The following is a 19,846-nucleotide window of genomic DNA, read 5'->3' as shown; positions in this document are numbered from 1 at the left end:
TCTCGTCCTCTCGACCGAAGTGGAGAGATCTAGGAACTATAATATTAATACTATACAGTTTGTAGACCCGTTCGATTCCGTTTCACTCCACTCAGGGTGACGTTACTTTTACTGTCGAAACTTACCTCTCGCAGTGACGCCCAGGTTCTTCACTCGACAACTCGATAACATGCGTAGTGAAACGAAGTCCCGACTTAGTCGGGGTTCATTCGATAACTCTCCTACTCCTTACTCATATACATCACCCAAGCTAGAAGATAAGCAAAACATAGATACTGGAAGATAACATCATTATCGCATAAAAGATTACACAGATCTTAGTGCCGAAAGTCAGATCATGAGGTTTTCGCAGTCTTATAGGTGTCCAAAATAAGCCCAACACTACAGCCACAGAAACAAGAGACAAGATACAAGAGGTAATCAATAACAGCTTTTCAAAGTCATACTTCAACACAAACAAGATACTACCCACTGCGATAATTAGTACATGCAAACTGTTCTTCCCTCCCGACGAACCTCCTATCGGTAGAAGTTCTTTATATTTTAACGACACCTGTGCTCCCGCCCACACCATTGCGCTTACATTTCCGATCAATAGCAGCCCTATGATAGACACCAGGATCCCGCCATAGATCGGACCAAATATTGCATCCCCTACTACCTGTCCAACCTCCGTCACCCCTCTCAAGAGATCAATATCCACACTGCGCATAAATACAATATTCAATAGGACATACAACACCGTAATCCATACTACCGAAAAAAATAAAGAAACGTAAACTGTTCGTTTGTTTTCCAGTTCGCTAAAGACATAGACACTCGTATTCCATCCGGAGTATGCATAATGCACAAACATCAACGCTCCCAGAAAAGGAGCCGTGAAGATAGCGTCGACTTCTTCTCTTTGAATCGCCCAATCCAATTTAGCCGCACCATTATCGTACATTAGACCAGCCACGATAAAAAGCATTATCATTCCCATCTTAACTACAGCCAATCCAGTCTGAAAAGCTCCCCTAACCGTCAGGCGCAGTAGATGCACCATACTGACCAGCACGATAGCAAGGCAGGCCAATATTTTTAGATCCCAAGGGATTAAAGTCTGCAAATAACTTGCGAAAGCAATCGCCGACAGCGCTATCGGAGCCATAAATCCAAACACAACAGAAAGTAAAGCAACTAGAAGTCCCAACCATCTACCGTACATCTGCGCCACAAAATGTGTTTCACCCCCCGACCCTGGATAAATACTTATTAACCGATAGTACGCTACCGCTCCACAAAAAGCAGTAAACCCACCTAGAATCCACAGTAGACACACTGACCATATCGAACTGTTATCGTACAATTGATAACCGAGGCCCGTAAACACCCCGGTTCCAACCATATTAGAGACAGTGAGTGCTATACCTGCACCCACTCCCAGCTTTTCCGCAGACGGCCTCTTCCCGAATACCTTCATCTACACCTTGTTACGGGCTACATCCCGTAATAGTTCATATGCCCTCAGCACAGTATCAACGCCATTTGTATAGCGGCTACGCAGTAGCTTGTACCGCTTCAATAGTGTTTCAGATCGTTGATACAAGGCAGAATCCTGTAATCCGGGCGTATAGTCCACCGGATAAGCATATACAAAATTCCCCTCCGCTCTTTCAAAAGTCGGTATATGAAAAAACTTACGGCTTACATGTTTACCCGTAACATCAGACTCCCTAAAGGCCCCCACAAAGAAGTCTACCGCATAATCCGGATAACCGAACAGATATCCATAACCACGTAATCGCTCATACTTTTTTTCATACTCATTTACTGAAAGCACCACTGCAGGATCAGCCCCTGGTGCGAAGCCATATTGTCCAAAGAATTGTGATTTGGCTTCCAACAGACTGTCCAACTTGGAGATACGCACGACACTCAACTGTAGTATCCTGGTCTTTGAATATGCACTTCGATAAGGCACAAGAACAAACTTGAGATCGGGAAGATCAATCAGGCTTACGGCTTGTTGTATTTGATTTATACGAGCCAAATAACGCAAAGAATCTACCGGTAAGACCATCTCGTCCAACTGTATACTACTATCTCCATTCCCTATGGGGAAGGAAAAAGACACCACGCTGCTCATGGGTTTAACATCCCCCATCAGCGTATATAATGCTTCTCCATCCAATCCCTCCTGCAGTATAGAATCTCTCAATCTTACAACCGAAGACGTTATTACTTCATTTTTCAGCTGCACAGGTTTTACAACACGACATCCTACCAACAATAGCAAACCAAAGAATATCGTTAAAATAATTTTGTTCATATTATATATTATTATCATTTCTAGATCCACTGATGAGCAGATCCGTTCCCTTATTTAAAATGTCATTCCTAAAGCTAATTCTCCTCCCTTTCGGTTCTTTCCACCACCGCTGGCCGGATCAATCCAAAATAAGTTTCCGCGCATGTATAGTTCCTGCTGGTCTACCTTTGGTAACTTAACGGTATAGGTCAATGGAATATCTAACCGCCAATAGCTCGCTTTCAGATAGTGCAGATCGCCCTGCATCAGCTCCGTCACAGGCCATTCGTCCGATCTATTACCGCCATAACTATACTCCCCCTTTAGATTCTGTTTGCGTAAGACTTTAGCGCCAATAGCCCACACCGACCTATTCCAGTTAAAAGCTCTCGAAACTCCCATCCCATAATTCATATGCGCTATCATCATACTCGATTCAGGCAAAATGTAACGGTCTTTTTGTTGATCATAAGACATAAGAGCATCTAGCTTCCATCGGTATCCCCAAGGTGTCTCCTCCATCCACAGGTAGTGGGCTCGCCATTGCTGTCCCTCATATCGGCTACGATTGGCACGATAGCGGTTTACATACCCCTCACTATCCACCCCCGAGACAAATTCATTCCAGAATTCAGTTCCAACATTGCCGTGCCAGCGGTGAGAGACCGTAATCCGATGTATATATTGCCCCTTAACTCGTCTTGCTATCACTTCGGTAGAAATATCCTTCTTCAATAACAGCCCCTCACTTCTTGTCTCTAAAAGGCCCATTGTGACACGCTCTGCACCTATATGATAAGCCGAGGAAGCAAACAAATCCCAATTTCCCTTCCATTCATACTGTATTCCTGTTCCCCAAGTGTCCCCTTTATAATTCAGGTTGGTACCACTACCTACATAAGGGATCGCATGGCCAAGGCCATAATGCAGGTAGTAACCTTGATCTACATACACATTTACATTGCTATTTTCCGATTCCTCCTTGCTATTTCTATAGGAAACATGCGCACCTATACGTTGCTTGGCGGTCAGCGCATAAACAACAGCAGGCGATACCTGCAGCGCATACGAGCTGATTTTTGCCCTTATATCCCGTTGCTTGGCTCCACTAGAAGCATCATAACGCATTCCTAGCCCTATAGACCAACGGTCACTTAATACCGGACTTGTCCAATCGAACCCCATTTTATAATGTTGGTTAATCCAATCGCTAGCGTTGCTATCCAACACCCGATAAGGCATATCCCGTGTTGGGTCGATCAGCGAAGCATTGAAAGAAGCGTCCTCCCTCTTATGCCTATTGTAGGAGAGAAATCCTTGGATATAGGAATCGTTTATATAAGTACTTCCGATGCCATATACCCCCTGACTATTGCTACGGGCTGGTACTTCCGGACGTTTAAAATTCCCTTGCTCCCTAGCATAGTCCATCTCTATCTTTGAGAAAACCATAGGCTTATCCCAAATCAGACCAGCCGCATTCTTACTGTTGCGCCAGGTCCCCAGTGAATCCAGTATTTCCAAGGTGAGTACATTCTTTTGCTGTACAATTTCCTGCGCATACAAGGACGATATAGCGAATGCCAATACCACTGCACCACAGGCGATAATTTTTTTTAAAAGTGTCATAATATATATAGTAGGTGGATTAGTTTGCATTAGACCATACCGGTACACCTTGACCGTAATGACGGAATTCAGGTACCACCTGTCTTTCAAAATCAACAGTACTGTTGTTCGTATCCATAAAAATCGGACTTCCATCAGCGCGTCTACCAACGACTTTACGTCTTACACCAAGCGAATTATATGTTGCACCCACCCAAGTCATTCCCGCGTCGATAACCGATGGAACCCGCTTGGCACCGATCATACTTTCATTATGAGCAGCTTCTACTGCATCGATTACATATTTAAGCGGTACTTTAGCATACAGTGTGGCTGACGTTGTACCTAGATCCCTCGTTTGTAAGTTTGTATTTCCTACAGGGTCATAGGTATCATTTTCTGGAACACGAAATAAGATATAAGCAGCACCAAACACAGAGGTCAGATATTGCGGTATGGATCCTTTGGCCGCTCGGCCATCGTAAAACACATGTTTCATATCGATAGCCGGCTGATTCGGGAAATTGGGATTGTCCATATTAAACTCAAACTCGGACTTCGAGCAGTCGATAGGCGAATTTGGATTGTACTGGGGCAACTTGTGGTTGGCTGCAAATTGCGCAATAGTCACCGCTTCCCCAGGTTTCAGTGGATAGTCCCGTCCAGCGCCAGGGATCTTCCATATACGCTGTGCATAGGCATACGCGCCGTTATCTTCCGCTGGCCAAACCGGTAGCGTCGTCGTAGCGATTGTAGGATGCAAATTGGCAAAATATAAGCCGTCCAGATATACGAGCTCATCCGAGTTATTCGTGATCTCGTAAAACTGATTCCTAAAATAAAACGGAGCAGTTCCGGCATAAAAGATTTCGGTAAATGCCAGCGGTCCCACTTTTGCTCCATCCACATTCACTCTTATCCTTTCGTTGCCGGGCAGCAACATATAGTTGGGTAGACTCCCATTCAAAAAAAAGCGGTCCCCGCCATTATCCAGTTCTCCTGAAATCGTTATACTATAACGCCCCGGTATGATACTATCAATTTTCGTCGTTCCTTCATTCAGTTCACGTTCGATACGGTATTTTTCGGTATAGTTTTCCAATACCACCTTTAGACCAGCCGTAGATTTGATATCTGCAAGCATGGGGAGCGCCTCCAGCTCCAACTGGATGTACTTGATATCATCTGTCTCTAGAGCCATATTAATCTTTGCACAGGATATTATGGTCATGGCCGATAATAAGACACCTGCTTTTAATAGCATATATAATTGCGTTTTCATTGTTGTATAGATTATTATAAATAGAGCCCCATTTTGAACCCAAAAAAGAATGGAATATTTCGACGGTAGTAATCCGAACGAACCCTATCAGAACGCACCACCTGATGGTAGCGGAACATATTATTGGCAAAGAATGAAACCCGCATAAAATCCTTTATTTCCTTTGTCAGATTGATATTAAAATTCACCATTGGCGGGTAGCTTTCCACCGTTTCCATAGTGCGGGCTACGGGTCTTAACAAGGCTTTAAACGCTGGGTTATCGCGTTTTTCTAGATCAAAATTATAAACCTGTCCATCGTTCTTATCGATATATTTAACCGGAATAGAATCATTGCCGTACACCGTCCAGTCGGATTCATTCCAGATAATATCTGCTGTAAGGGTAACCGCTAGCCCTATCTTAGGAATATTATGTACCATTTTCAATGTCGAGACCAATGACCGCTCATGCACCTGAGTCATTTCCGGTTCGTACAGTCCGATGTGTGTACGGCTATTCGCTCCAGCCCCACTTTGCCCATCGTAGTAAAAATAATCAGCTGTGTATGCCTTCTGCTGAATATAAGCTCCATACATCCCAAACTGCGTACGTATGCTATTGATACGCGCAAGATCCAGTTGAAACTCTACTCCGTTTTTATCCAATCGATTATTGTTATGTGGCCGATTAAATTTAGCCAATACTGCATCAGAAGATATTTCTTTAAACGTAGTGCCGGTAGTACCGACCCGTTCGTACTGTACAAATTGAACAGGTCTGAAAGATTCTATCGTATTCCCTATCCCATAGCCGTTATGTCGACTTTCCTTAAATCCCGTAAGGCTCAGCTTAGATTTGCCCAGTTTAAAATCCAGCCCTAATTCACGCTTCACATTCGTTTCAATCTTCAGTTCCGGATTTTGGGTTTCAAACACGCGTGTTGTTGTCATAAATACGGCATCCTCCCTACCTGTGGCCATCTCGTTGACATTAACATAGTCGAAATAAGCATTCTCAGGATACAGGTACAGTAAGCTAGGTCCTTTGGCAAGCACACCATATCCCGTCCGTAATACCAATACCCCGGGAAACACCTCCATATTTGCATTCAGACGAGGAGCCCATACCGACCTCCCCTGTCCGAAATAATCGTAACGTAGCCCTGCTGCGACATTCACTGTACGCCCCATTAACCGTGCGACGATATTATCTTCTACATATAGTCCCAATTGATGTAAAGCCGGGATATCCGAGTAGCTTCTGTTACGGTAAGCTGAGTTTACGTATTGCAAATTACGGTATGGCGGAAGGCTGTCTGCGAAACTTTTCCCAGCTCCTTTATTAGCGTCCGAACGGTAATCCGCACCCATACTCCAGTTGTGTGCCGTATTTCCCAGCCGATTGAAAAATTGTGCTCCTACATTCAAAAATAGGTTCAGCTCCTTACCCTCGACATGATGCTTACCGAGATAGGTACTGGGCAGATAAACCGCATATTTACTTTCCTCTCCCTCTGGTATCCGGGTAATCTCCGTACCCTTGACATCATACAGCCGCATCCCCGGCCGATTGGTCAGTATAGCACCATCCAGATAGGTCATACCATAGGCAGATGTAGCTGCAGTATATTGTTCCTGATAGTCACCATTCTTGTGCGTGTAGGACAACCTTGCCGCATAATCAAGCCCCCTCCACCAGTCCTTTCCTGTTCGATAATCCCCTCTAGCATGGATAGAGAAGCCTTTTTCCTGTGCAGAGGACTTAATTCTCGTGATCTCATCGTCAGGATTCAGTCGACGGGTATCTCGACCGAGATGCAAGGTAAGCCCTAACGTGTTCGACAGTCGGTTTGAAAGGTAGCTATTACTATACAGAGCGTCTACAGAGGCGCGTTGGTAGTACCTGTACGACTGCACCGGATCACTGACATTGTAAGCATACGTACTTCCGATATTAAGCGCTCCTTTGTCCCGACCTAACAACATCCCTTTTGATGCATTAATACTATATACATTTGGATTGGTATTCGCTTCCACTAGTAACGGTTGCCGACCAGCCTTCTGATTAACGATAACCGCTCCCGAAGCGATATCGCCGTATCGTGCCCCTGGTATTCCACGGATTACCTCAACCGACTCTACATTGTACATAGGAACATTACGCGTATCGATTCCACCTCTAGGAATTCCACCGCCGCCCAATCCTGCGGCTCCCCCCGTCATCACTGGTGATAACGATTGTAGGTTTGCGTTATTTGACAATGGGGAGCCGTTGATAATAATCGATGTTCCAAAGGCATTTGCATCAGTAGCACCATCGGCTACCGATCGGATATTAAACTGCTTGGCACCCGTCAGATTTGGATTGGCAGTAAGTCCCCCTGGTAGCAAGGACATAATATCCGCCAGACTATTCGCCTGCAAATGCGCGATAGCATTCTGCCCGATATACGACGTTGATCCCTTACTTTTATCCACTGATCGTGCCAGTACATCCACTTCGCGTAGGCGAAAGGAAAGATCAGAGAGCATGATATCTATCCTTGAACGCGACGGAATTTGTATGAGGGTATCTACAGTAACTTTTCCTACGTATGAAATCTGCATGCGCACTGCTCCATTCGGCACCGCAGTAAACGAAAATGTACCATCGGTATCACTGAACGTTGTAAATCCAAAAGGTTGCAGCACGATAGAAGCCGCGCGCACCGGTCTAACTTGTCCGTTCACTATCTCCGTCACAAGCCCTTGTACGGCTTGCCGGCCTTGAGCACTTCCTTCAAATGGAAATAGGAATAATAAGCAACACAGTCCAATAAAAGACCGTATTCGGTAAAGGTGGTAATTTGGCATAGTTGTATAAATAAAATGTTTGATTCTTGTTTCCCTGCAAACGCAACAATATTGCAAATGTAAAAACAATAACTTCAAATGCAACAATATTGCAACAATAATTATACATTATATTTTTGACGCGAAGTGATCAGCGCCTTTCTCTTCGTAAAAAAATCGGGCGATCTTTTACTTTTTCTATTCGCAAGACCACAAAAACTTCTATCTTAGCTTAGGCTCCTAACTATAGGCACAGCAGTCATGATTCATCGTATCTTATCCGTAGTATTTATCGCTTTCTTACTTCCTATCCTTGCGCTTGCACAAGAAATATCAGCTCAACATTTTAGCAATCATCAGGTTGAGGGCAGCATCACCTTGTACGACTACAAAAGCAATCAATGGCTGTATAGCGACAGCTTGGATAGCAAGCTGGAGACTATACCAGCTTCTACCTTCAAGATCATCAACTTACTTATTGCTTTGGAAACCGGAGTGATCAAAGATCAATTTGAGGTCATTAAATGGGGAGGCACTACAGATACCAGCGTATATGGGTACCGTCCAAATATCTATCGAGATATGAACGTCAAGGAAGCTTTTGAATTATCTGCGGGTTGGGTATTTATAGAGCTGTCGAAGAGAATTGGACGCGGCAACTATCAGGACTACCTAAAGCGGTGCGAGTATGGCAATGCGGAGGTTTCCGAGGAACCCGACTTTTGGAATTTCGGTCCATTACTGATATCTCCACGCGAGCAAATTGAATTTCTGGTAAAGGTCCATAAAGGGCAACTACCTTTTTCACAGCGGAATATCGATATCCTTAAAAGCGTGATGACCAAAACAATAACCGAAGACTATATCTTACGTGGAAAAACGGGTTGGGGTTGGTACCATGGTATAGATTCAGGATGGTGGGTTGGTTATATAGAAAAGGCAGATAACATTCACTTTTTTGCAACCCGGCTCCAAAAATCCCGGGAAGATAAAACCAAGAATTTCCAATCCGCAAGAATTACCATTACGGACGAAGTATTAAAGGAATTAGGGATATTATAGTGCTATGCGGGAAAGAATCGCCTTCCATCTCAGTTGTAGTACATTCGGTCGTATGGTAATTATGAAATAGAAGCTCTATTCGGTTTTTATAGAGTTGTATCGTGGTTAATGAGCTTCTAGCAGGTAAAACTATTAAGAAAGAAGCAGTTACTGCAACTTCTTAAGGTCTTCAAGAGGCAGGCCAGTCGCTTCTGCAATAACTGTCAGAGGCAATCCCATTTTTAATAAATTAGAGGCAATTTGTAAAGCCTTTTTTTCGACTGCCTTTTGCCTTACATCCTCTAGTAATAATTCCGCAATTCCCATAGTTGTGTCTCCTCCAAAGTCTCTTTTTAATTGGTTCTCAAATTTAAGCATATTTTCCTGATTATCAAAGTGAACATATCTTGCGAGAAAGTCGTAAACACCACGCATACAATCCACTGTCATATCCCTTCTGATCATCTGCTTATACAGATCGCGCTTAATTGATAAAAGCTGTTCGTCATCTACCTTCTTATTTTTTAGCGCCAGTAGTGCTGTCAGAACAACTACAGCAAAAGGATTGGGATTCTCTCGCAACTTGCTTTCGTCCTGATCCAAGATCTTATAGGAATTGAATTTAAAGCGAGCCTCTGTCCCCATAAAACTCACGTCGTACCTATCTGGTCGATAGGATCTTGTTCCATCTGCCAAAATTGCCACTGTAGTGACTGGAACTTGATACTTATCGTATAGTCTATACCAATATTCGAATACCCTTTTTGCCAGATCACCATTTCCTTTCGTAGACTGTACTTCAACGTGTATTAAAAAGTAGTGATACATCCCATTCTTCAGGTTAACCTTCGCTAACTTATCTACATGACGTACTCCCCTCCTTCCATTTGCCCCAGGCAATAGTTGCTGCAACTCCTTATCCAAAAACTCGACTTCACAACCTTCCTTCCATTCTAATGGAACTTTTGGAAACATGAACGTCAAGAAATGCCAAAATGTAGATTCCAGAATCCCTTTCCATAGTAAATCATATTGGTTCTCATACTTCTCTCGCTCAATCGGTTCCTCTAAAGCCAATAGAATTTCTTCATAACCATAATATTCAATCATAGCATTAAGCTTATAAGTCCCTATAAAACAATGCCAATATAATAACAATAAACCATGAATGCTAATTATTTTAGTAATATATTTTTAAATATTATAATCGTAGTCACTCTTCAATAGATTACTTCATGTTCCATTATTGGGACGGCCCGCTCCGAGTATCGCAAAGTATGAGGACAAAGCAATCCCGAAGGGCTCACCGTAGGCAATCTATACAGTGGAAGATCTTTATTATTCTTTTGTCCTCATTGGCGGACTGCCCAGGCACTTTCCCTTGATAGAAAGTGCCGCAAAGATCAAGACTGTTTACCCTATGTTCATCACGGCTTCGTAAAACTACCCAGGCGGAGGTCAAGGTTTCTTTTGTCCTCCATGCCGGACGGGCGTGGCACTTGGTATCGGCCAAGTGTCCAAGCCTTGTCGCTGGATATTTTTAAAACAATGGATTGTGCCTCCTCCTTCAAATTTTTAAAAATATCGAAGGCGACATTTTCGATATTGTACAGATAGAGCTATTAGCACTACCTAAATAAAATGGCCTAGGGGTATACAGCGTTAAGAATACTTTTTGGAGGTCGTTAAAAACAGATCGATGAAGTGTAGCGAAGCGTAACGACTCCGAGATGTTTAGAGCTGTCAAAAAGTATTTAGCGTCGTATTGTCCAAGCCTTAATTTGTTTGCTTCTTTATTCATCAAGGAATAAATTGCAAAGCAATCTCCGAAGGAAACAAGAGCCACTCGCGGCTTGAGCGAGGAGGTAAATTCCTATAAAGTCTGTAGATGTCTCCACTACGGTCGACATGACGGAGATGGGCGACATTAAATTAGTTTGTAAGGAAGTACTATTAGCACTATCCAAATAAAATGGCATAGGTTGCGCAAGGCACAAAGAATTGCAATTTATAGCTTTACGACCTTTGATTCCATACGCTAAAAGGTCGGCGTTAATGACTAGCTGATCCACTCCCCCCTCACCATCTCAACAGACTGCTTCGTTTCTCTACCAATGACAGATTACCTTTAGTGAGCTCGCAAGCTCGGTTTACAAACTATGTCGTCATGTCGACCGAAGCGGAGATATCTAGAAGCTATATATTAATCCTATACAGTTTGTAGACCCGTTCGATTCCGTTTCACTCCACTCCCCGATTCTCGGGACACAGCAGGGTGACGTATACTGTCATTAAAACTCCGCTGTGTTTTGTAAAAAAACTTACCTCTCGCAGTGACGGGCAGATTTTTATATAATCTCTGCTATTATCATTCGGTATCACTAGTCTACAATCTAAATACTAAGTACTAAATACTAAATACCAATCACCTTCTTACTCCCTACAACAAACTTATCCCTCCTATACCGTAGCGGAAGCCTACTTCGTGGGTATTCGTCGATATCTTCTGATTCAACGTGTGTCCATTTACGCTGAACTGATAACTATAGCCTATACCGAACTTGCCAAAGTTGAACTGCATCAATCCGGATAGATCTCCTTGGTTCTGTACGCCCATCCCCAGGCCGATCTTCTGCCCCATGAATACCATTGCACTGACATCATAACGAGGTGACATCTCCTGCATGTGGCTCACCAAAAACGATGGTCGCAGCTTGAAGGTATCGTCCAAGCGGATCAACATCCCGCCCGTCACGTAGATCACATCCCTAAATTCGTATTCTCTATCTACGTTACGCTTCAGGGAAAACCGAGGCATAGCCACACCAACGTAAAACCTATCCTTTTGATAATATGAGGTACTTACGCTCAGCACTCCTGCTGTACCGCGTACATCTTCCCAGAAGGCTGGATCCTGATCATCCAGCTGACGGTAGTTGCCTTGGTAAAACAAGAGACCTCCTCCCATAGAAAGGCTCAGGTACTCATTTTCGCCAAGCTGTACCGCTTTGGCAGCGTAAGCCGTAATTTCATTTTCGCGAACCACTCCCAGCGAAGCATTTTTAAAATCGCCCCCTATGGCTAGTCCCAGGTTCTTGATCATACCATGCCCCGATACCCATACCGATTTAGGCGCGCCATCCACTCCCGTCCATTGGCTACGTCCCAGTGCAGCAAAACTCCCCCTATCATCCATCGTACTCAATGAGGAGTTAAAGCTGTTGCGCAACTGTCCAAATTGGTTATAACTCACCCCATGTTGTGCCAAGCTGCACAAAGGCAGCAAGGACAACAGGCTCATAATTATGTTTAGTTTTTTCATTTCTATATTGTTATCAAGTTATCCCCGACTATGGCGGGACTCCGTTTCACTACGTCAGTGACCTTGTTATCCAGCTTATCTTCTGACTTGTTAACTCGATAACTTGTTCACTTGTTAACTATTGTCATTCTATCCCTTTGTAACCTCCGTAACCTTATAACCTTACCTCCTAATCACAAAATATCCTTTCTCCCGTTTCCAAACACCATTATCTTTTACATCAATGTAATAGAAATAAGTACCATCACGGTTATCCTTGCCCGTAAACACTTTATCTCTATTGTTATAACCATCAATCTCTGCCAGCACTGCACCACCTCTATCAAAGATCGTTACCTTATTTTCTGGATAACCTTCTATTCCCTCTATCATGAGAAAATCGTTTATGCCATCGCCATTCGGCGATACTGCCTGGTTTAACCGGACTGGCAGTATACTATTGCTATCCGCTATTCTTACTTTTACCGTCACCGGTGCAGCTGCTTCGTGATTCTGGTCGCCATCCTGCACTGCGGTGATCTCCACCGTGCCAAGACGCAACACGTTCAGCTCCGTACCCGATACAGTGGCTATTGAAGGGTTATCTACCGATAGTCTTACCGGTAGCCCTGCGCTAGAACTCACATCCAGCGATACGGTACCTGCATCTCTCGACAATACATCTGGTGCAGTAAAACGAATCGTCTGCTTCGCCTTGTCGATCGTCATATTCGCTGTTAGCGTCAAGGGCACATAATTACCTCCCGACACCAGCGCTGTAACGGTGTACCGGCCAGCTTCCGTTTGTTCATTTCCGATATACCTTACCAAAGTACCTTCCGGTAATTTGCCCTGTACGGCAAGTGATTTAGTCTTTCCATCGTACACAAAACTAGCGTCTGTTAGAGTTAAACCATTGATTGTTGTATTGATGATCTCAAAGTCCGCACCTGTAAAACTAATGTTATAATTGTCTCCTGCAGATAGTGTCCCTAGACGAATTGCATAACGTCCCAATATTTCTCCTGCATCCCTAGACAATACCCCCAAAAACTTATCTCCGACCTGTAGGCCGCTAACCGCATAAGTAAATATCGGATCGGCAGCGCCTAACAACTTGCTCTGCCCCCTATCTACTGTTATTGAAATCTGGGCTTTCTGAATAGTCAGCTTAGCCGTCTGCGAGCCGTCCAAATAGTTGTTACCGCCGGCAATTGTAGCTTTAACCGTGTATACATCGGCATTCGTCTGATCGTTATTCGTATAGCTCACTCTAGTACCAGCAAGCAAACCCGTAGCCTCTAGGGATTTTGCCGTACCATCATACGTAAAGGTAGCATCCGCAAAAGTAAAGGCTGGTAATGTCGCCTTAGCAATAGTTAGCCGAGCCGACTTTGTAGTACCGATATAGTTATTACCGCCATCAATGGTAGCGGTAACCGTATATTCACCTGCGTTCGTTTGATCATTATTTGTGTAGTTCACTGTCACACCAATAGGCAAGCCTGTAGCGACCACGGACTTAATTGTACCATCATAAGTAAAAGTAGCATCCGCAAAAGTAAAAGCAGGTAATGTTGCTTTTGCGATCGTCAGCTTAGCCGTCTGCGAGCCGTTCAAATAATTAGTACCGCCGGCAATTGTAGCTTTAACCGTGTATACACCGCCATTCGTCTGATCGTTGTTCGTATAGCTCACTGTAGTACCAGCAAGCAAACCCGTAGCCTCTAGGGATTTTGCCGTACCATCGTAGGTGAAGGTAGCATCAGCGAAAGTAAAGGCAGGCAATGCTGCTTTATTGATCGTTAGCTTAGCCGTTTGCGAGCCGTCCAAATAGTTGTTACCACCATCGATCGTAGCTGTAACCGTATATTCACCAGCATTCGTCTGGTCATTCTGCGTATAGCTCACTGTAGTACCAGCAGGCAGACCTGTAACTTCTAAGGATTTTGCCGTACCATCATACGTAAAGGTAGCATCCGCAAAAGTAAAAGCAGGTAATGCTGCTTTATTTATTGTCAGTTTAGCGGTCTTGGTAGTGCCTTCATAGTTTGTACCCCCATCAATCGTAGCGGTTACCGTATATATGCCTGGGTTCATCTGGTCGTTACCTAAATAACTGCTCACTGTAGCACCATTAGGCAGACCTGTAACTTGCAGGGATTTTGCCGTACCATCATACGTAAAGGTGGCATCCGCAAAAGTAAAAGCAGGTAATGCTGCTTTATTTATTGTCAGCTTAGCAGTCTTGGTAGTGCCTTCATAGTTTGTACCGCCATCGATTGTAGCGGTTACCGTATATATGCCTGCGTTCATCTGGTCGTTACCTAAATAACTGCTCACTGTAACACCATTAGGCAGACCTGTAGCCTCTAGGGATTTTGCCGTACCATCGTAAGTAAAGGTAGCATCAGCAAAAGTAAAGGCAGGTAATGTTGCTTTTATAATCGTAAGCTTTGCATCCAAAGTCAAAGGAGTATACCCCTTAGCTGTTAAAGTAACCGTAACGATCTGTTCACCTACCTCTGTACGCCCATTGTTCGAGTATTTGATCTGGATATCCCCAAGAGCTACGCCCGTAACGGAAAGTTCTTTCTCGCTACCATCATAAGAGAAGGTATTATCCTCGAAGGTAACAGCAGTAAATAAGCGAGTTGTCACCTCGATATCAAACGACGGCAGACTTGTTATTTCCGATCCATCACTAACACTAATCACTATGTCCGATGTTGTACCCACATTCACATGAGTCGGTGTACCTGTCAATGCTCCGGTATTCGGATCAAAACTAGCCCATGATGGCTTATTTTCAATACTAAATGTTAATACATCGTCGGCGTCTATATCAGCAGCGCTAGGCGTAAAACTATAAGCTTCATCCTGCCCCACCGTGGTAGGAGGCGCTCCTGTAATAGTGGGGGCTGTATTCACCACCACGTCAAAACTACTCGTTTTTATATTCCCAGCTTCATCCTCTACACTCAAAGTTATCGTCGCCGTACCTGACCCCAATGCTGTCACCGTAATGGTGCGATCTGCCCCCGTTCCACTCAACTGTATACTTGCCGCAGGTACTACTCCCAGATCAGAACTGCTTGCCTTCAACAACAGGTTTTCAGGTAAACTACTGTTATCAGATAGCGTTACATTCAGTGGATTTGTGCTCGCACCTCGTAGCAAACGCTGATCTGTTATAGCAGTCAACGTCGGCACCTCCGTATCTATCATGACCACAAACGGATCAGATGCTACACCTGTATTACCAGCAATGTCTGTCGCTTTAGAAGTGATACGATGTTCGCCTTCACTAAGAACCGTACTAGTTATACTCCAACTCCCACCTATTGCATTTGCCCTACCCAATATTGTGGCTGCATCCGTATCGTAAAGCGTCACCGTACTGCCTGCTTCAGCTGTGCCGATGAAAGTAGGTGTAACATTGTTAGTGATGCCATCTGTATCGCTTTGACCGGTATCAGACCCTGGAGCCAATGCCGTAATAACAGGTTTAACTGGTGGGGTCGTATCAATAATGATCATGATCGCTCCTGATGCTATAGATACATTACCAGCGATGTCTGTTGTTGTAGCAGTAATGCTATGATATCCCTCATTGAGCGTAGTACTCGTAATACTCCAGTTACCACCTGTTGCAGTTGCCATGCCCAATATCGTCGTACCGTCTGTATCGTAAAGCCTCACCGTACTACCTGCTTCGGCTGTACCCGTAAATATAGGCGCTGTGACATTGGTTATATTATCACCGACTATACCCGAATCCGAAGCCGGATCCAAAGTAGGAATAGAGGGCGCATCCGGTGTCACGCCATCCACCAAAACGTCTGTTGTACTCCCTATAGCATTCAGCGTAAGATTCATCGCATTTCCTGCTCCGTCTGCTATTACGGCACCGTTTAATTCAAGTAAACCTGCAACTCCAATACCGTTCAGATCCAGATCGCCGACCTGCACCGTATAGCGAAATTCCAAAGCCGACGAACCACTACCGCTGCGATAAGTTGCATAGCGTATCGTATTACCTATTGTCAGTGTGATACGGGGCGTCCCTGTTACCGATACATTCTCTGAAATATTTACCGTAAAATCAAGATGCTGTCCTACACCATACATACCATCTGCAGGCACGGTTGCACTCGTTACTTCGGGAGGAGTATTATCCACCACATCACTTTCATAGGGTCCGATATCAATATTATCGCCCACGAGACGTGGATTACCTGCCAAATCTTTGTCAGTCAGCAAGTTCAAACCATTTCCTGCATAATGATTATTGTTTCCTTTGTTTATTAATGGACTGCCCAGCTGCAATCTATAGTCACCATTATCAGCATCTCCAAATTTGGGATCAATACCAATCAGATTACCATTCCCCGAATCCTGGTCGCCCTGCACCAAGCTGTGCTTATAAACAAGAAAGATGCCCGTGGGCTTACTGGGGCCTCCCAGCCAATCGTCTGTAGTATATGGGTTGCCTTGAGCGTCTTTATTACCGAACAAAATACTGTTCAAAACCTCCAGATAATTGCTACCGCTATTGTAAAAAATAGTTTCTCTTCCTTTGTTACCAATAAGGCTGGAATTCAAAAGTCTTAACGAACTAGAAGAATAAGAATAAATCCCCCCACCATAATCACTACTATTATTATTAACCGAGGAATTCGTCAACGTAAAGGAAGAAGAAGAAATACGAGAAGAAGAATAAATTCCACCACCATATTCTCCACTAATATTATTATAAAGCGAGGAATTTATCAACGTAAAGGAAGAAGAAAAACCAGAAGAAGAATAAATTCCACCACCAGATTCTCTACTACTATTATTATAAACCGAGGAATTCGTCAACGTAACCGACGTGGAAGAACCAGAAGAAGAATAAATCCCACCACCAGATTCTCTACTACTACTATTATTATAAACTGAGCAATTCGTCAACGTAACAGAACAATTAGAAGCAGAAGAAGAATAAATCCCACCACCAGATCCGCTATTACTATTGCTATTACTATTATTATTATAAACCGAGGAATTCATCAACGTAACCGACGTGGAAGAACCAGAAGAAGAATAAATCCCACCACCACTATATCCATACCCCTCTCGTCCGTTAACTTTAATCTTAGAAGAAACATTTGCATTCCCCCCCATGAGGGTAAAACCATCCATCACTACTTTTACAGTCTCAATGGCATCAGCCGCCACGACCACATGGTATACATTCTCTCCATTACCGGTTATCGGCGCAGCTCCCTGACCAGGGTTAGCACCAACAACATCGTCGCCGTTCAGATCCCCAGTCAAGATAGTACCATCGGGATTAGCCCCATCTTTACCGGGCAGGATACGGTCAGTCAGTGCTGTTTTACCGTTTGCCGGATCAAAACCACCGTATAGCTGCACGTTTTTCACCATCAAGAAGGTACGATTACGGGCATACTGTGCATCTGCACTGAAATCTTTACCATCCTCGGGTGTATACATTGGTTTGTACGTACCTTTGGCTACGTAGATCTTTAAAGGAGCTGCCTCTGACCAAAGTCCATTTCCTTTATTCTCATGTGCCCATTTCAGCGCATCGGCTAGTTCGGGTATTGCATTTGCCCAGCTATCTCCACTTTGGTTCCCTCCGATTATATCTTTACACACATAGAGTATATTATTCTCATCAGGCAAAACCGAAATCTCCTTATACTCGTATGCTCCCATATCAATTATACCACCATACAGCCTAGGGGTGCCCGCGATATCCAAGTCATCCGCCAGATTTCCTCCCGCATCTGTATAAAGCGCATTCTTTCCCCCATCGATAGCACCTCCACTTTTCTTTAAACGATAGTCCTCTGTCATACTAGCCACAAAAGGATCTGTCAGTGTAGCGATATTACCTCCCAGATCGGCTCCCCATCCATTAATCCATCCAGAAGCACCTCCAATCAAGCTGTTATAAAAATTGATCCTCACATTGTTAGTCTCTGGCACATTCAGATCACGGCCACCAGGCGATTTATTGTTGAATATAATCGAATTACCTACCTCCGCGAGGTTATTCTCTTGGTATATCCCAGCACCGGCCGATGCGGTATTACCAGCAATAGTCACATTCACCATTTTGGGTTTACTTTCCATCCGGCTAAATACCCCCCCTCCATAATCCTTTGCTACATTACTATGAATCAACACGCCTACAAGCGTCGGATGAGACCGATCATTAAACACACCAGCGCCATCACCAGTTGCATCTCTCACCGCAGGATTTCCTGTAGCCCTGTTGTTGGCGATTATGCCCCTCAAAATATAGGGAGTAGGCTCACTTCCGCCAGTACCTATATTATACATTCCACCACCAGCATCGGCTACATTATTATTTATAACGATATCGGTTAGATTTGGTGAAGCCAGGTAATTGTACATCCCTCCTCCAGTACCAGCTTTATTATCGTTTATTTTGACTTCTTTAAACTGCGCACTACCTTCTCTGCTATACACGCCTCCTCCCGCCGAGTAAGCTGTATTTTCTAAAATCTCCACTTTATGCAACTGTGGCGAAGCATTCCATAGATATATCCCTCCTCCAGCGCTATTGCCTTTATTACGGACAATCTTTACATTATCTATCTTTGGTTCCCCTAAATATATATACACACCGCCACCGTTTAAGGCCTCGTTGTTCAGTATCAATAGGTTTGAAAGAATGGGCCCCGCAGCATATAGATTTATCCCAGCACCTTCATCCTTATAAAAGGAAGCATCTATCCCAGTCCTAACACTATAGAAATACCGACCATTACCTTCCGCTTTTCCTCCCCGAATAGTCACACCATCCAATGTCGCGGCTCCAATATAACCAGCCCCGACAACAACATGATGCACCTTAGACTCTCCATCCAAAACGGTCCCTTGACTCATTCCTAGATCTGCATTAGGCAACAACCGATCGGTCAGTGTCAGCTTTCCTGCCTGTGGATCGAACCCGCCATATATCTGTACATCTCGAACCAGATTAAAGGTATAGTCCCGATAGGTAGTGCGGTCGCCATTTTCGTACTTATCTACCAGTGTATATTTAGGTCTATATATCCCTACCGACACATATATTCTTAACGGTGATCCCTCCGACCATAACCCCTGAGTGTAATTATCATCTGCCCATTTTAGGGCATCTGCCAATTCACCCAAGGCATTATTCCAAGAGCTACCATCTCCCTGATATCCTTTCCTGACATAAATAATCCCTTGAGCATCCGGTTGCACCGTTTGGGCAATTCCCTCCACACAAAAGACCAAGAATAAAGTGATAATAGACAGATAACGGATAATACGATTCATAGTTAATATTTTTTATTTTGGGAATCCTCATGCCCTCGCAAAAGGATATTCACAACGAACCTACCAAAATCGGCTCTACAACGTACATTTAGAGGTGGGACAAATATGGGACAAATCCCAAAACCCCGCATAAAGACCTAATAATAAGAGCCATACCCACTTTAAAA

Annotated in this window: 9 protein-coding genes; 1 reads left to right on the top strand and 8 read right to left on the bottom strand. The window is 44.0% G+C overall.

What is annotated here, in order from left to right:
- Positions 1-250: 250 nt before the first annotated feature.
- Genes CLV99_RS02560 through CLV99_RS02540 form a run of 5 tightly spaced genes read right to left on the bottom strand, consistent with a single transcriptional unit; the run spans position 251 to position 8,014 of the window.
- Positions 251-1,462: an APC family permease gene (locus tag CLV99_RS02560; RefSeq protein ID WP_133582921.1), complete on the bottom strand. Its 1,212-nt coding sequence runs from the start codon at positions 1,460-1,462 to the stop codon at positions 251-253.
- Positions 1,463-2,311 (bottom strand): hypothetical protein, encoded by an 849-nt coding sequence (locus tag CLV99_RS02555; RefSeq protein ID WP_133582920.1) that lies wholly within the window; start codon positions 2,309-2,311, stop codon positions 1,463-1,465.
- Between the two features lie 54 nt (positions 2,312-2,365).
- Positions 2,366-3,919 carry a DUF6850 family outer membrane beta-barrel protein gene (locus CLV99_RS02550; protein ID WP_133582919.1) on the bottom strand — a complete coding sequence of 518 codons (1,554 nt, stop codon included), beginning with the start codon at positions 3,917-3,919 and terminating at the stop codon, positions 2,366-2,368.
- A gap of 19 nt (positions 3,920-3,938) precedes the next feature.
- Complete coding sequence (locus CLV99_RS02545; protein WP_133582918.1) at positions 3,939-5,180, bottom strand: DUF4876 domain-containing protein; 1,242 nt, start codon at positions 5,178-5,180, stop codon at positions 3,939-3,941.
- Between the two features lie 14 nt (positions 5,181-5,194).
- Positions 5,195-8,014: a TonB-dependent receptor gene (locus tag CLV99_RS02540; RefSeq protein WP_133582917.1), complete on the bottom strand. Its 2,820-nt coding sequence runs from the start codon at positions 8,012-8,014 to the stop codon at positions 5,195-5,197.
- A 240-nt stretch (positions 8,015-8,254) separates the two neighbouring features.
- On the opposite strand from CLV99_RS02540, the gene CLV99_RS02535 reads away from it, so the two are divergent.
- A complete protein-coding gene (locus tag CLV99_RS02535; protein WP_133582916.1) occupies positions 8,255-9,055 on the top strand; it encodes a class D beta-lactamase in 801 nt (266 codons plus the stop codon).
- A 147-nt stretch (positions 9,056-9,202) separates the two neighbouring features.
- Here CLV99_RS02535 and CLV99_RS02530 read toward each other — a convergent pair whose 3' ends face one another.
- The 3 genes from CLV99_RS02530 to CLV99_RS02520 all read right to left on the bottom strand — a co-directional run bounded on the left by CLV99_RS02530 (position 9,203) and on the right by CLV99_RS02520 (position 19,679).
- The gene (locus CLV99_RS02530) at positions 9,203-10,144 is read right to left on the bottom strand and encodes an RpnC/YadD family protein (RefSeq protein ID WP_133582915.1); all 942 of its coding nucleotides are present in this window, start codon (positions 10,142-10,144) and stop codon (positions 9,203-9,205) included.
- Positions 10,145-11,474: 1,330 nt separating this feature from the next.
- Positions 11,475-12,356: a PorP/SprF family type IX secretion system membrane protein gene (locus CLV99_RS02525; protein WP_133582914.1), complete on the bottom strand. Its 882-nt coding sequence runs from the start codon at positions 12,354-12,356 to the stop codon at positions 11,475-11,477.
- Between the two features lie 162 nt (positions 12,357-12,518).
- Positions 12,519-19,679 carry an MBG domain-containing protein gene (locus CLV99_RS02520; RefSeq protein ID WP_133582913.1) on the bottom strand — a complete coding sequence of 2,387 codons (7,161 nt, stop codon included), beginning with the start codon at positions 19,677-19,679 and terminating at the stop codon, positions 12,519-12,521.
- Between the last annotated feature and the right edge of the window lie 167 nt (positions 19,680-19,846).

Source organism: Sphingobacterium yanglingense (genome assembly GCF_004363245.1).
In the GTDB taxonomy this organism is placed as follows: Bacteria; Bacteroidota; Bacteroidia; order Sphingobacteriales; family Sphingobacteriaceae; genus Sphingobacterium; species Sphingobacterium yanglingense.
The sequence above is the reverse complement of the archived record's forward strand: the minus strand, read 5'-3'. Positions and strand labels throughout refer to the sequence as shown.